We start from the raw sequence: 12351 nt of genomic DNA on the forward strand, positions 1-12351 counted from the left end.
AGTGGTTTTCTCTTCCTTCCGCAAGCGAGCGAAGCTGGCGGAGAAGCCCGGTTTTGGCATTTTGAGTGATTTCGTCCCGCCAGGCGAAGCCGCTTACGGTTTTAAAGGAAGGAAGAGTGGTTTTCTCTTCCTTCCGCAAGCGAGCGAAGCCGGCGGAAAATGCTGCAAAATCGCGCTTTTTAAACGGTGTGAGACAGCTAAAAAGGCTGTATACGTTTTCTTGACTGGGGTATGAGTTGAGAGTACAATAAAATTGTCGGTTTTTTTTCACAGAAACTTTGGGAAAGTTTCATAATTTGCATGATTCCATATCTCGACAAGTCGCGGTGGGGAGGTACAAGCTATACGGAAAAAACAGAGAGAGTAAGCAGAAAATAATAGTAGTGGATAGGTCAAAAACATTTGTGGGGGGAAAAGTATGGCTGGTAATCGTGAGTTTTTTAATCGAAAGTTACATTCATTACTTGGTGTTATTCCAGTTGGATTATTTTTAGTTCAGCATTTGGTGGTCAACCATTTTGCGACGCGTGGAGCGAGTGCTTTTAACCAGGCGGCTCACTTCATGGAAAGCCTGCCATTCAGGTATGCGCTTGAAATTTTTCTCATCTTTTTACCGCTTCTTTATCATGCCATTTACGGAATTTACATCGCGTTCCAAGCGAATAATAACGCAAGCCGCTATGGTTTTTTCCGTAACTGGATGTTTGTTCTTCAGCGGATTTCCGGTGTCATTCTCTTAATTTTTATCGCATGGCATGTATGGGAAACAAGAATTGCCTATGCCTTAGGCAGAGCAGAAGTAAACTACGATATGATGGCCGATATTTTAAGTAGTCCATTTATGCTTATCTTCTATATCATTGGTGTCGTATCGGCGACATTCCACTTTGCGAATGGGCTTTGGTCATTTGCCGTGTCTTGGGGAATTACAGTTACACCACGCTCACAACAGATTACAACCTATGTGACGATGGCCATTTTCGTTCTGTTAACAGTAGTAGGTATTCGGGCGATCCTGGCGTTTATTAATCCGGACTTAGCAAACATTTAAGAGATAAGGAGTGGGCTACTATGAGTAAAGGTAGAATTATTGTTGTCGGAGGCGGACTAGCCGGTCTGATGGCAACAATTAAAGCAGCAGAAAAAGGGGTTCCAGTCGATCTCTTCTCATTGGTTCCTGTTAAACGTTCACACTCAGTCTGTGCGCAGGGTGGAATTAACGGTGCCGTGAATACAAAAGGTGAAGGGGATTCTCCGTGGGAACACTTTGATGATACAGTATATGGCGGAGACTTTTTAGCAAATCAGCCGCCGGTTAAAGCAATGACAGAAGCAGCGCCTGGCATTATTCATTTAATGGACCGTATGGGGGTTATGTTTAATCGTACGCCGGAAGGTCTGCTTGATTTCCGCCGTTTCGGGGGAACACAGCATCACCGAACAGCTTTTGCGGGTGCAACAACTGGTCAACAGCTGTTATATGCTCTTGATGAGCAAGTACGTCGTCATGAAGTAAGTGGACTTGTGACGAAATATGAGGGCTGGGAATTTTTATCCGCGATGATCGATGATGAAGGAACCTGTCGCGGGATCACAGCGCAGGACTTGAAGTCATCTGAAATCCGTCATTTCCCTGCCGATGCCGTTATTATGGCAACAGGTGGTCCGGGAATTATCTTTGGAAAATCAACGAACTCTGTTATTAACACAGGGTATGCGGCATCAAAGCTTTATCAGCAAGGTGTACGCTATGCTAACGGTGAGTTCATTCAAATTCATCCAACCGCTATTCCAGGAGATGACAAGCTTCGTCTGATGAGTGAGTCAGCTCGTGGGGAAGGGGGACGTGTCTGGACGTATAAGGACGGTAAGCCGTGGTATTTCCTTGAAGAAAAGTATCCTGCTTATGGAAATCTCGTCCCTCGTGATATTGCTACGCGTGAAATTTTCCATGTCTGCGTCGATATGAAGCTTGGAATTAACGGCGAAAACATGGTTTATCTCGATCTGTCTCATAAAGATCCGAAAGAGCTTGATATTAAGCTCGGCGGTATTATTGAAATTTACGAAAAGTTCATGGGCGACGATCCTCGTAAAGTGCCGATGAAGATCTTCCCTGCTGTTCACTATTCAATGGGCGGCATGTGGATTGATTACGATCAAATGACTAACATTCCTGGGCTATTTGCGGCGGGAGAGTGCGACTATTCTCAGCACGGCGCAAACCGTCTCGGTGCAAATTCATTGCTTTCTGCGATTTACGGTGGTATGGTAGCGGGGCCGAAAGCTGTTGAGTATATGGAAGGCCTAGAAAAAACCGCTGACAGCATGTCTTCCGCGTTCTTTGAACAGGAAACTCAGAAGGAACAGGAAGCATATGACCGGATTCTAAAGATGGATGGAACGGAAAACGCGTATATCCTTCATAAAGAGCTCGGTGAATGGATGACGGATAACGTAACGGTTGTGCGTTACAACGATAAGCTGTTGAAAACAGATGAAAAAATTCAAGAGCTTATGGAACGCTATCAAAATATTAATATTAACGATACGGCAAAATGGAGCAACCAAGGAGCTTCCTTTACCCGTCAGCTTGATGGCATGCTCAGCCTTGCCCGCGTTATTACTCTTGGTGCCTATAACCGTAACGAAAGCCGCGGGGCTCACTATAAGCCGGACTTCCCTGAACGTAATGATGAGGAATTCTTAAAAACAACAATAGCTACCTACAATGCAGAGAAAAACGCTCCGGACTTTACTTATGAAGATGTTGATACATCTTTAATTAAGCCACGTAAGCGTGATTACTCACAAAAGAAACAAGGAGCTGTGAAATCATGAGTGAAAAAACAATTCAATTCAAAGTGATGCGACAAGACGATCCAAACAGCACTCCTTATGAAGAAGAATTTGAAGTGCCATATCGTCCTAATATGAATGTTATTTCTGCGTTAATGGAGTTCCGACGCAATCCGGTAAACAAAAAAGGGGAACAAACAACGCCAATCGCCTGGGAAATGAACTGTCTGGAAGAAGTGTGCGGCGCCTGCTCGATGATTATTAACGGCAAGCCGCGCCAATCATGCACAGCGCTAGTCGATCAGCTGGAGCAGCCGATTCGCCTTGAACCGATGAAAACATTCCCGGTCGTCCGCGATTTAGTCGTTGACCGCAGCCGGATGTTTGACTCATTGAAGAAGGTAAAAGCATGGATTCCGATTGATGGAACGTATGACCTTGGCCCGGGGCCGCGGATGGCAGAATCGAAGCGTCAATGGGCGTATGAGCTGTCAAAATGTATGACGTGCGGCGTCTGCCTTGAAGCATGTCCGAATGTAAACAGCAAATCTGATTTCATCGGACCGGCTCCACTTTCTCAAGTTCGTCTCTTTAATGCTCACCCAACAGGTGAAATGAATAAGGAAGAACGTCTTGAGACCATCATGGGAGACGGTGGCCTTGCAAACTGCGGGAACTCACAAAACTGCGTACAATCTTGTCCGAAGGGAATTCCTTTAACGACTTCGATTGCTGCACTTAACCGTTCAACAACACTCCAATCCTTTAAAAACTTCTTTGGTGCATAAGCCTGGTTAAAGGACGGAAGGAGAGGGACTGGGGCGACCGGTTCCGCTATTTCAAAGGGGTTGCCCGAAAGCAGTTGCTTTTAGGGCGGCTCCTTTTTCATTCCTGATCATAGAAGGAGAATCAAGCTGATGAAAAGACTACCTGCCTATATTAGCGACCTTGAGACGTGGAAGGCGTCATTTCGTTTTTTTCAACCGGTAAAAGTACGTTTTAGCGAAACGGATGCGTTCGGCCATGTCAATAACACGAGAGTATTTATTTATTTTGAGGAGGGACGGATCGCGCTTTTTGAGAAAGTCGGAATCATGAAGGAATGGGCTGGGAGTGAGAGCGATGCGATGATTGTGACGGCTGATTTGCACTGCGATTATATCCGGCAAATTAAATTCGGGGAAGCATTACAAGTAGGGGTGAAAATTGAAAAGCTCGGCCGTTCTTCGATGGAGCTTCATTATCTCGTCGTGAACGAGCGGGAGGACATTTGTTTGACCGGAAGAGGAACGATGGTTCAAGTGAACAAAAAGACAGAACGGTCGCTGCCGTGGAACGAAGAAATGAAAGCGCTTTTCCGTCCTTATCTTTCTTGATTGAAAAACGGGGAACAGGCTCAAAAAATCGAAACATCCTACCATTAGTAAAAGGGAAGGCCGGGCAAAAGGTATAACCACCCTTTGTCCCAGCCTCTGATCGTGCAGACGTCATGCGCCGTTTCGTTGCAAAGCTTGGAGACAGCCCCATTTCCTGAAACAAATGCTATCATTCGTAAGCTATATTTCGAGTTCACCTAGTCTAACCAATTCAATCACCGCTTGAGAGCGCCCCTTGACTCCAAGCTTTTGCATCGTATTAGAAATGTGATTTCGTACGGTTTTTTCACTTATGAAAAGTTCTTGTGCGATGTCCTTTGTCGTCTTATCCTGAACAAGTAATTCGAATACTTCGCGTTCCCTTTTCGTAAGTAAAGGCTTAGGTCCAAATTCTGCTCCTTTCAATGAGTTCACTCCTTCTTGCTCGGGCTGAGAGCGGTGGGGATCATGAAACCCCCGAGAGATGAAGGGTTTTAGTCTCGATAGTATATGTATCACGTCGTACTGATGTGTCAGAACTCCTCGAACACATAGAAAAAAAGCGTAACAGGTTATCTGTTGAAACAAGAAAAACAGTTATGCTATACTGGTACTGCTTATTGAGAAGTAAGCGATTTATCAACAAAGGACTACATACGTGTTACTGATACGATCAGGCATGAGTAGGAAGTGTATATGTGACTCAGATGGGGTACGCTACAACTAAGTGCATCCTTTTGTTTTCATCATGTGCGTTTCTTTTCTCATGCCTGTTTTTTGTGATAAATGGCGACTTTAACACAAGTGTGTATGCCTTAAAAAAATTGTTTAATTGAAGAAAGAGGTAGGTACAATGGCAGAAAAAACATTTCATATTACAGCAGAAACAGGAATTCATGCTCGTCCAGCGACACAGCTCGTCAATAAAGCAAGTCAGTATTCCTCTGATGTTACCCTGACGTATAAACAGAAGACGGTGAACCTTAAATCCATTATGGGCGTCATGTCTCTTGGCGTGGGCCAGGGAGCAGAAGTGACGATTAAAGCGGAAGGCAGCGACGCGGACGACGCGCTGAAAGGGATTGAAGAGGTTATTAAAGAAGGGTTAGGAGAATAATGAAGCAATTATCAGGCATCGGGGCTTCTGCCGGCATTGCCATCGCGAAAGCTTTCGTGCACGTTGAACCGAAAATGGACATCGAAAAAAAAGAAGTGCAGGATGCGACCGCCGAGATTGAGCGCTTTCGGGTCGCTGTGGCAAAATCGAAGGAAGAGCTTACTGTCATTAAAGATAAGGCTGAACAGGAGCTGGGAGCTGATAAAGCAGAGATTTTCGCGGCGCATCTGCTCGTCTTGAGTGATCCCGAGCTTGTTGATGCTGTCACAGGAAAAATTGAAGCGGAGAAGCAAAATGCGGAGTACGCAATGAATGAAGTCGCTTCGATGTTTATTGAGATGTTTGAGAACATGGAAAATGAATATATGAAAGAGCGCGCGGCGGATATACGTGATGTTTCCAAACGCGTGCTCGGTCACTTGCTCGGTGTTCAAACACAGTCTTTAGCAGCTGTGACAGAGGAAATGATCGTGATTGCCGAAGATTTGACCCCGTCTGATACGGCGCAATTAAACCCGGCCTTTATTAAAGGGTTTGCCACAAATATTGGCGGGAGAACATCTCACTCGGCTATCATGTCCCGCTCGCTGGAGATTCCGGCTGTGGTCGGAGCGAAAACGGTGACGGAAGAGATTAAGAGCGGAATGACCGTCATTATTGATGGAACGGAAGGCACGGTCGTCATCGAACCGACAGAGGAAGAAAAGGCCTATTACGAGCAAAAGCGTCAGGACTTCCTTAAGCAGAAGCAGGAATGGGCCAAGCTTGCCGGAGAACAGACGCGGACAAAGGACGGAAAGCATCTTGAACTGGCCGCCAATATCGGGACGCCGAAGGATTTAAACGGTGTTCTCAAAAATGGGGCGGAAGCGATTGGCTTGTACCGGACGGAATTTCTTTATATGGGCCGCAGCGAGCTGCCGTCTGAAGAGGAGCAGTTTGAGGCGTATAAGGAAGTTGTTGAAAGAATGGACAACAAGCCTGTTATCATTCGCACGCTTGATATCGGCGGAGACAAAGAGCTTCCTTATTTGAATTTACCGGAAGAAATGAATCCATTTTTAGGCTATCGGGCGATCAGGATCTGTCTTGAAGAACAATCGATCTTCCGCGTGCAGCTTAGAGCATTACTGCGGGCGAGCGCCTTTGGTAATGTAAAAGTCATGTTTCCGATGATTGCGACGCTTGAGGAAGTGCGGCAGGCGAAAGCGATTTTTAAAGAAGAGGAAGAGCGGCTTAGAAGCGAAGGAGTTGCTGTTGCTGATAAGGTGGAGCTCGGCATTATGGTTGAGATTCCGTCAACAGCTGTCGCAGCGGACTTATTTGCGAAGGAAGTCGATTTCTTCAGCATCGGGACAAATGATTTGATTCAGTACACGATGGCGGCTGACCGGATGAATGAACAAGTCTCCTATTTGTATCAGCCGTATCATCCGGCGATCTTGCGCTTAGTGAAAATGGTTGTTGACGCCGCCCATAAAGAAGGAAAATGGGTTGGAATGTGCGGGGAAATGGCCGGCGATGAAGTGGCGATACCGCTTTTACTCGGTCTCGGTTTAGATGAATTAAGCATGAGTGCGACTTCCATTTTGCCGGCGCGGAGCCAGCTGCTGGGACTTTCTCAGCAGGAGCTGTCTTCCTTTGCTGAGGAGATGCTGGGGCTGGACAGTGCGGCCGAGGTGGAACGCCGTGTCAGAGAGCGCTTTTTAACAACGTAAAGAAAAAGTGGCCGCCTTATAAAGCAAAAAAGGCAGGCCGCTTTTTTTTTCTCGGGAGGCGTGGGCGGCGCATCTTCCATCTTTACATATCCTAAGAAAAATCGTTCAGCGATTTTTCATATAGATCTTCTTGCAATTAGACCTCAAAACAGCGACAATAATGAAAATAGCTTCATAATGAAAGAGGTGCGCTAACAAATATGGACCATCGCCAGGTTGAACATATTGAACGCTCATTACGTCGAGTGGCTGACATGGTTAAGCAGAAAGGGCGTGACATTCTTACGCAATTTCCGATTACCCCACCGCAATTTGTCGCTTTGCAATGGCTGAATGAGAATGGTGACATGACAATTGGAGAGCTTTCGGCAAAGATGTACTTAGCGTGTAGTACAACGACGGATCTCGTTGATCGAATGGAAAAAAATGAACTCGTGGAACGAGTGAAAGATAAAAATGACCGGCGTGTTGTGCGGATTCACCTGCTTAGAAAAGGTCAGACGATTATTGAAGAAGTGATCAAGAAACGTCAGGATTATTTAGAAAAAATTTTAACGGATTTTTCCCAGGAGGAAGTTGATACGTTGGAGAAAAGTCTGCACAAGCTTCACGATGAAATGAAGGCAATGCGTGTGAAATAAGCAATAAAAAGCTGAACTGCACAGAATAGACAGAAATTGAGGGAAGAGGATTGGATAAACCGATTGGGGTAATAGATTCCGGCTTAGGCGGACTAACAGTAGCGAAAGAGATTATGAGACAGCTGCCGAAAGAAGAGATTGTGTATATCGGCGATTCGGCACGTTGTCCATATGGTCCGCGTGATCCAGAGGATGTTCGAAGATTTACGTGGGAAATGATCAACCGCCTTTTGAAAGAGCAAATGAAGATGCTAGTGATTGCCTGTAATACGGCAGCGGCTGTAGTGCTGGAAGAAGTGAAACGGGAATTGGCGATTCCGGTAATCGGCGTTGTTCATCCCGGGGCAATCAGCGCCTTGAAGGTCACAAAGCGCGATCATGTCGCTGTGATCGGCACGGCTGGTACGATATCAAGCGGCGCCTACGAAAAAGCGTTAAAAGCGATTAATAGTGAAGTAAAGGTTGATAGTCTTGCCTGTCCTCCTTTTGTTCCGCTAGTAGAGAGAGGGGTGTTCTCGGGGGATGAGGCTGTGCGAACAGTCGATCAGGCTTTAACACCGCTCGATGAAAAGGGCTTTGATACGTTGATTTTAGGCTGTACTCATTATCCGCTGCTGCGGGAAGTGATCCGTGAACGTGTCGGCCCTGACATTGAACTGATTTCCTCGGGCGATGAAACAGCGCGGGAAGTGAGCAGCCTGCTTTATCATAAGAATCTTCTTTACGTTGATGACCGGCAGCCTCAGCACCATTTCTACACGACCGGAGATGCGAAACGGTTCAAGCGTTTAGCGGATCAGTGGATGGAAATCGACGTCGGTCATGTGGAGACGATTCAGCTAGGAGAATAAGAAAAAAAGATGCCCCGGTGGGTTTATTCAATCCGCCAGGGCGTTTTTTCTTGTGAAAAGATGGTCTATTCTTTTTTAACAGCTCGTATACATTTAGTACAAACCATCTTGGGAGGGAAAATGATGCGTAGAGTACTATTGATGTTTACGTTGCTGATCATTATGTCAGCTTGTTCTTTTGGTTCAAATGAAGTGATGCAGGAGATGGATACACCGCCAGTCAATTATGTCGATGAAAATGAATCACTTGATTTAGAGGAAGCGGGAGTCGAGGAGCCGGTTGAAGAGGAAAGCGCGGAAAGCGAAGTTCCAACAGAAACGGTTCAGCGGGAGCTTTACTTAATTGATGCGAATGGAATGGTTGTTCCGCAAACATTGACCCTACCAAAAACAGATGGGGTGTTAAAGCAATCTCTTGAATATTTAGTAGATGGCGGGCCGATTACAGAGCTGCTTCCGAACGGTTTTAAAGCTGTCATTCCAGCCGGAACGGCGGTTGACGTGAATTTAACGGAGGACGGGGTCGCTGTAGCTGATTTTTCAAATGAATTTAAAGAATATGATCCGGCAGAAGAGCTGCAGATTCTTCAGGCGATTACATGGACGCTGACACAATTTGATAATGTAGAGAAAGTTCAAATCCGCATTAACGGTTATGAACAGGAAATGATGCCGGTCAACGGCACACCGATCGGAGAGGGAGTCAGCCGCTCTGACGGGATTAATATCGAGGCGGATTCCGTTACAGATATTGTAAATAGTAAAGGGGTAACCCTTTACTTTCTCGCCCAGAATGGAGACAACTCCTATTATGTTCCGGTCACACGCCGTGTTTCAATGGAGAGCGATTCACTGACTGCTGCCGTGACAGAGCTTCTTCGCGGTCCTTCTCCTCATTCCCAGCTGTTATCTGATTTCAGACAAGGTGTCGCCTTGCAGGATGAACCAAGCTATGAAAACGGCGTCGTAACGCTGAATTTCAATGAAGATATTCTAAGCGAGCTGCAAGCAACAGCTGTCTCAACAGAAGTGTTGAACATGCTCGCCCTGACGTTAACCGAACAAGAGGGGATTGAAACGGTCGCGATCGAAGTAAATGGTGAAGCGAATGTTCTTGCTGAAACAGGGGAAGCTGTCCAGCCTGTATCCCGCCCGGAACTTGTCAATACGGGCAGCTACTAAATTCCATTGCAGAACGAGGGAAATTGGACGAAGGCAGCACTTTTCTTTATAATAGTGATGAAATGTAATAAGAAGGGGGTGTGGCAAAGAATTTATTTTCTTTTGCCACACCCCCGAAGCAGCGAGCGAAGGCTTCCGGCTGTCGTGAAGCAGACGCGCTGCCGCTGTCCAACCTTAATGTGGCCTACAAGAAAAGGGGTTGGCCCAAAGCTGAGCTTTTGGGACAACCCCTTCTTATCCTTATTACATAAAACGAATGAACGGTAGATTGAGGAGGCAAATGATGAGAACGGACGGACGGGCAAATCATGAACTACGACGTGTGGAGATCATTCCACACTTTGTTAAGCACCCGGAAGGATCGGTGCTGATTTCTATGGGAGAAACAAAGGTCATTTGTACGGCAAGTATTGAGGATCGAGTTCCTCCTTTTTTACGCGGTCAGGGAAAAGGCTGGATCACCGCTGAATATGCGATGCTTCCTCGCGCGACCGAACAGCGGAATATTCGAGAGTCCTCAAAGGGAAAAGTGTCGGGGCGGACGATGGAAATTCAACGGTTGATCGGCCGTTCGCTTCGGGCCGTTATCGACTTATCGAAAATCGGAGAACGAACGATCTGGATTGACTGTGATGTAATTCAGGCAGATGGCGGCACACGAACGGCTTCGATTACCGGCGCGTTCGTCGCCCTCGCTCTGGCGATGGAAAAAGCGATGAAGGCTGGTAAAATGAAGGAATGGCCGATTGTTGATTTTCTGGCGGCGATTTCTGTCGGCGTCATGAAAGAGCAAGGCGAGCTGCTTGATTTATGCTATATCGAAGACGCCGCCGCGGAAGTTGATATGAATGTGGTGATGACAGGAGAGCATCAGCTGATTGAGTTGCAGGGAACCGGGGAGGAAGCAACGTTTTCCCGGGCTCAGCTGGACAAGCTGCTTGATTTGGCGGAGGGTGGCATCGATTCGTTGATCATGAAACAAAGAGAAATTCTTGGAGAAATTGCCGCGCGAATTGGTCAGAAGGAGAAAGAGGAATGAAGCGGGAAGTAGTCATTGCAACAAAGAACGCTGGAAAAGTAAAGGATTTTCAGCAGTTATTCGCTCCATTAGACTGGGAAATCCGTTCGTTGCTTGATTTTCCGGAAATACCGGAGATCATCGAGGATGGACACAGCTTTCGTGAAAATGCGGCAAAGAAGGCGGAAGCGATCGCGGCAGCCTTTGGCAAGACCGTTTTGGCCGATGATTCCGGACTCGTTGTTGATGCACTTGATGGGAGACCTGGCATTTACTCAGCGCGCTATGCAGGCCCTGATAAGGATGATCAGGCAAATAACGAAAAAGTGCTGGCTGAGTTGCAGGGAGTTCCCCAAGAGGAGCGAACCGCCCGCTTCGTGTGCGTAATTGCGGTGGCAAGTCCAAACAAGGTGACTCGGTACTACGAAGGGTTTTGTGAGGGAGAGATTGCGCTGAGACCATCTGGTGAAAACGGGTTTGGCTATGATCCGATTTTTTACGTCCCTGAGCTGAAAAAAACGATGGCAGAGCTTTCCCCGCAGGAGAAAAATCGTGTCAGCCATCGGGCTGAGGCGATGAAGCAGCTTACAGCAAATCGGTCAGACTGGGAGTAAGGAGGAGATGGTATGAAAGCATTGATCTTAAGTGACAGCCATGGCCTGGTAGAAGAGGTAGAGGCGATCATTTCAAGGCATCGGGCTGAAGTCGATCTCGTCCTGCATTGCGGTGATTCCGAACTTCCTGAACAGCATCAGGCTCTTCAGCAGGCAATAGTCGTCAGAGGAAACTGTGATGCCAGTCCGTTTCCCGATGAATGGAGCGAGACGGTTCAGGGGGTGGCCCTCTATGCCACACATGGTCATAAATACAACGTTAAAATGACCTATGTCACACTAAGCTACCGGGCCGAGGAAGTAGGCGCGCATATCGCCTGCTTTGGTCATTCACATGTCGCCACGGCCTTCAAGGAAAATGATGTTATTTACATTAATCCAGGAAGCATCCGTCTGCCGCGGGACAGGAAGGAAGGGACTTATTGTCTTTGCGAACGTACAGAGACCGAGACGATTGTCACCTTCTATACAAAAGACGGAGATGTGGTCGAAGATATGATTTACTCCTTTCCGTTATAAAAGGGATAGCCATTCGAAGATGTCTTAAAAGGGCGATTTATCCTCTTTTGAGACATCTCTTCCAATTGGAAAATAACTATTGACAACCCCACAAGACTTCTGTATAGTTATAAATGTCGTCGGGAAATTAACTGTCCTGAAGAAAAGTATGGCATGCCAGTTGCGTGCTGAAACCAATAGGAATAAAATAATACTAATATGTGGGTGTAGTTTAGTGGTAAAACCTCAGCCACGAGCGACGCATCGACGAAAAGCCCCCGAGTTGCCTCGACGCAAGAAGCATCGAAGGGTAAGCGAGAAGAGGAAGAGGCATGCCAGTTGCGTGCTGAAAATAAGAGGATAATATTAAAAACGTGCGGGTGTAGTTTAGTGGTAAAACCTCAGCCACGAGCGACGCATCGACGAAAAGCCCCCGAGTTGCCTCGACGCAAGAAGCATCGAAGGTAAGCGAGAAGAGGAAGAGGCATGCCAGTTGCGTGCTGAAAATAAGAGGATAATATTAAAAACGTGCGGGTGTAGTTTAGTGGTAAAACCTCA

At 46.7% G+C, this 12351-nt stretch carries 14 protein-coding genes; 13 read left to right on the forward strand and 1 reads right to left on the reverse strand.

Going from position 1 to position 12351, the window contains the following annotated elements; all coding sequences use genetic code 11:
• The 5 genes from ABMB67_RS22785 to ABMB67_RS22805 all read left to right on the forward strand — a co-directional run.
• A partial coding sequence (locus ABMB67_RS22785) for a hypothetical protein (protein ID WP_354573420.1) occupies positions 1-235 on the forward strand: 235 nt, incomplete at its 5' end.
• 183 nt (positions 236-418) lie between these two features.
• Positions 419-1051, forward strand: a complete 633-nt coding sequence (locus tag ABMB67_RS22790; protein ID WP_251224707.1) for a succinate dehydrogenase cytochrome b558 subunit — start codon at positions 419-421, stop codon at positions 1049-1051.
• Between the two features lie 20 nt (positions 1052-1071).
• Positions 1072-2841, forward strand: coding sequence for a succinate dehydrogenase flavoprotein subunit (gene sdhA / locus ABMB67_RS22795; protein WP_251224708.1), 1770 nt, complete (start codon positions 1072-1074; stop codon positions 2839-2841).
• The gene (sdhB, locus tag ABMB67_RS22800; protein ID WP_251192431.1) at positions 2838-3587 is read left to right on the forward strand and encodes a succinate dehydrogenase iron-sulfur subunit; all 750 of its coding nucleotides are present in this window, start codon (positions 2838-2840) and stop codon (positions 3585-3587) included. The genes sdhA and sdhB overlap by 4 nt, the downstream gene beginning before the upstream one ends.
• Positions 3588-3716: 129 nt before the next feature.
• Positions 3717-4175, forward strand: coding sequence for an acyl-CoA thioesterase (locus ABMB67_RS22805; RefSeq protein WP_354573422.1), 459 nt, complete (start codon positions 3717-3719; stop codon positions 4173-4175).
• Between the two features lie 180 nt (positions 4176-4355).
• Here the strand turns inward: ABMB67_RS22805 and ABMB67_RS22810 are convergent, their stop codons facing one another.
• On the reverse strand, positions 4356-4580 hold the full coding sequence (locus ABMB67_RS22810) for a helix-turn-helix domain-containing protein (protein WP_251224710.1): 225 nt from the start codon (positions 4578-4580) through the stop codon (positions 4356-4358).
• A gap of 427 nt (positions 4581-5007) precedes the next feature.
• Between ABMB67_RS22810 and ABMB67_RS22815 the strand changes: the two genes are divergently transcribed.
• From ABMB67_RS22815 to ABMB67_RS22850, 8 genes are all read left to right on the forward strand, one after another.
• On the forward strand, positions 5008-5271 hold the full coding sequence (locus ABMB67_RS22815; RefSeq protein WP_251224711.1) for a phosphocarrier protein HPr: 264 nt from the start codon (positions 5008-5010) through the stop codon (positions 5269-5271).
• The gene (gene ptsP, locus ABMB67_RS22820) at positions 5271-6989 is read left to right on the forward strand and encodes a phosphoenolpyruvate--protein phosphotransferase (RefSeq protein ID WP_354573423.1); all 1719 of its coding nucleotides are present in this window, start codon (positions 5271-5273) and stop codon (positions 6987-6989) included. The genes ABMB67_RS22815 and ptsP overlap by 1 nt, the downstream gene beginning before the upstream one ends.
• A 200-nt stretch (positions 6990-7189) precedes the next feature.
• Entirely contained in the window at positions 7190-7630 is a 441-nt protein-coding gene (locus tag ABMB67_RS22825) for a MarR family winged helix-turn-helix transcriptional regulator (protein ID WP_251224713.1), read from the forward strand.
• A 50-nt stretch (positions 7631-7680) separates the two neighbouring features.
• Positions 7681-8481 (forward strand): glutamate racemase, encoded by an 801-nt coding sequence (gene racE, locus ABMB67_RS22830; RefSeq protein ID WP_251224714.1) that lies wholly within the window; start codon positions 7681-7683, stop codon positions 8479-8481.
• A 123-nt stretch (positions 8482-8604) separates the two neighbouring features.
• A complete protein-coding gene (locus ABMB67_RS22835; protein WP_354573424.1) occupies positions 8605-9663 on the forward strand; it encodes a GerMN domain-containing protein in 1059 nt (352 codons plus the stop codon).
• A gap of 283 nt (positions 9664-9946) precedes the next feature.
• Positions 9947-10702, forward strand: a complete 756-nt coding sequence (gene rph, locus ABMB67_RS22840) for a ribonuclease PH (RefSeq protein ID WP_354573425.1) — start codon at positions 9947-9949, stop codon at positions 10700-10702.
• The gene (locus tag ABMB67_RS22845) at positions 10699-11295 is read left to right on the forward strand and encodes an XTP/dITP diphosphatase (protein ID WP_354573426.1); all 597 of its coding nucleotides are present in this window, start codon (positions 10699-10701) and stop codon (positions 11293-11295) included. Before rph ends, ABMB67_RS22845 begins: the two co-directional genes overlap by 4 nt.
• 12 nt (positions 11296-11307) lie before the next feature.
• Positions 11308-11814 carry a metallophosphoesterase family protein gene (locus ABMB67_RS22850; RefSeq protein WP_354573428.1) on the forward strand — a complete coding sequence of 169 codons (507 nt, stop codon included), beginning with the start codon at positions 11308-11310 and terminating at the stop codon, positions 11812-11814.
• The last annotated feature ends 537 nt before the right edge of the window (positions 11815-12351 follow it).

The organism is Halalkalibacter oceani, assembly GCF_040544555.1.
In the GTDB taxonomy this organism is placed as follows: domain Bacteria; phylum Bacillota; class Bacilli; order Bacillales; family Bacillaceae_D; genus Halalkalibacter; species Halalkalibacter oceani.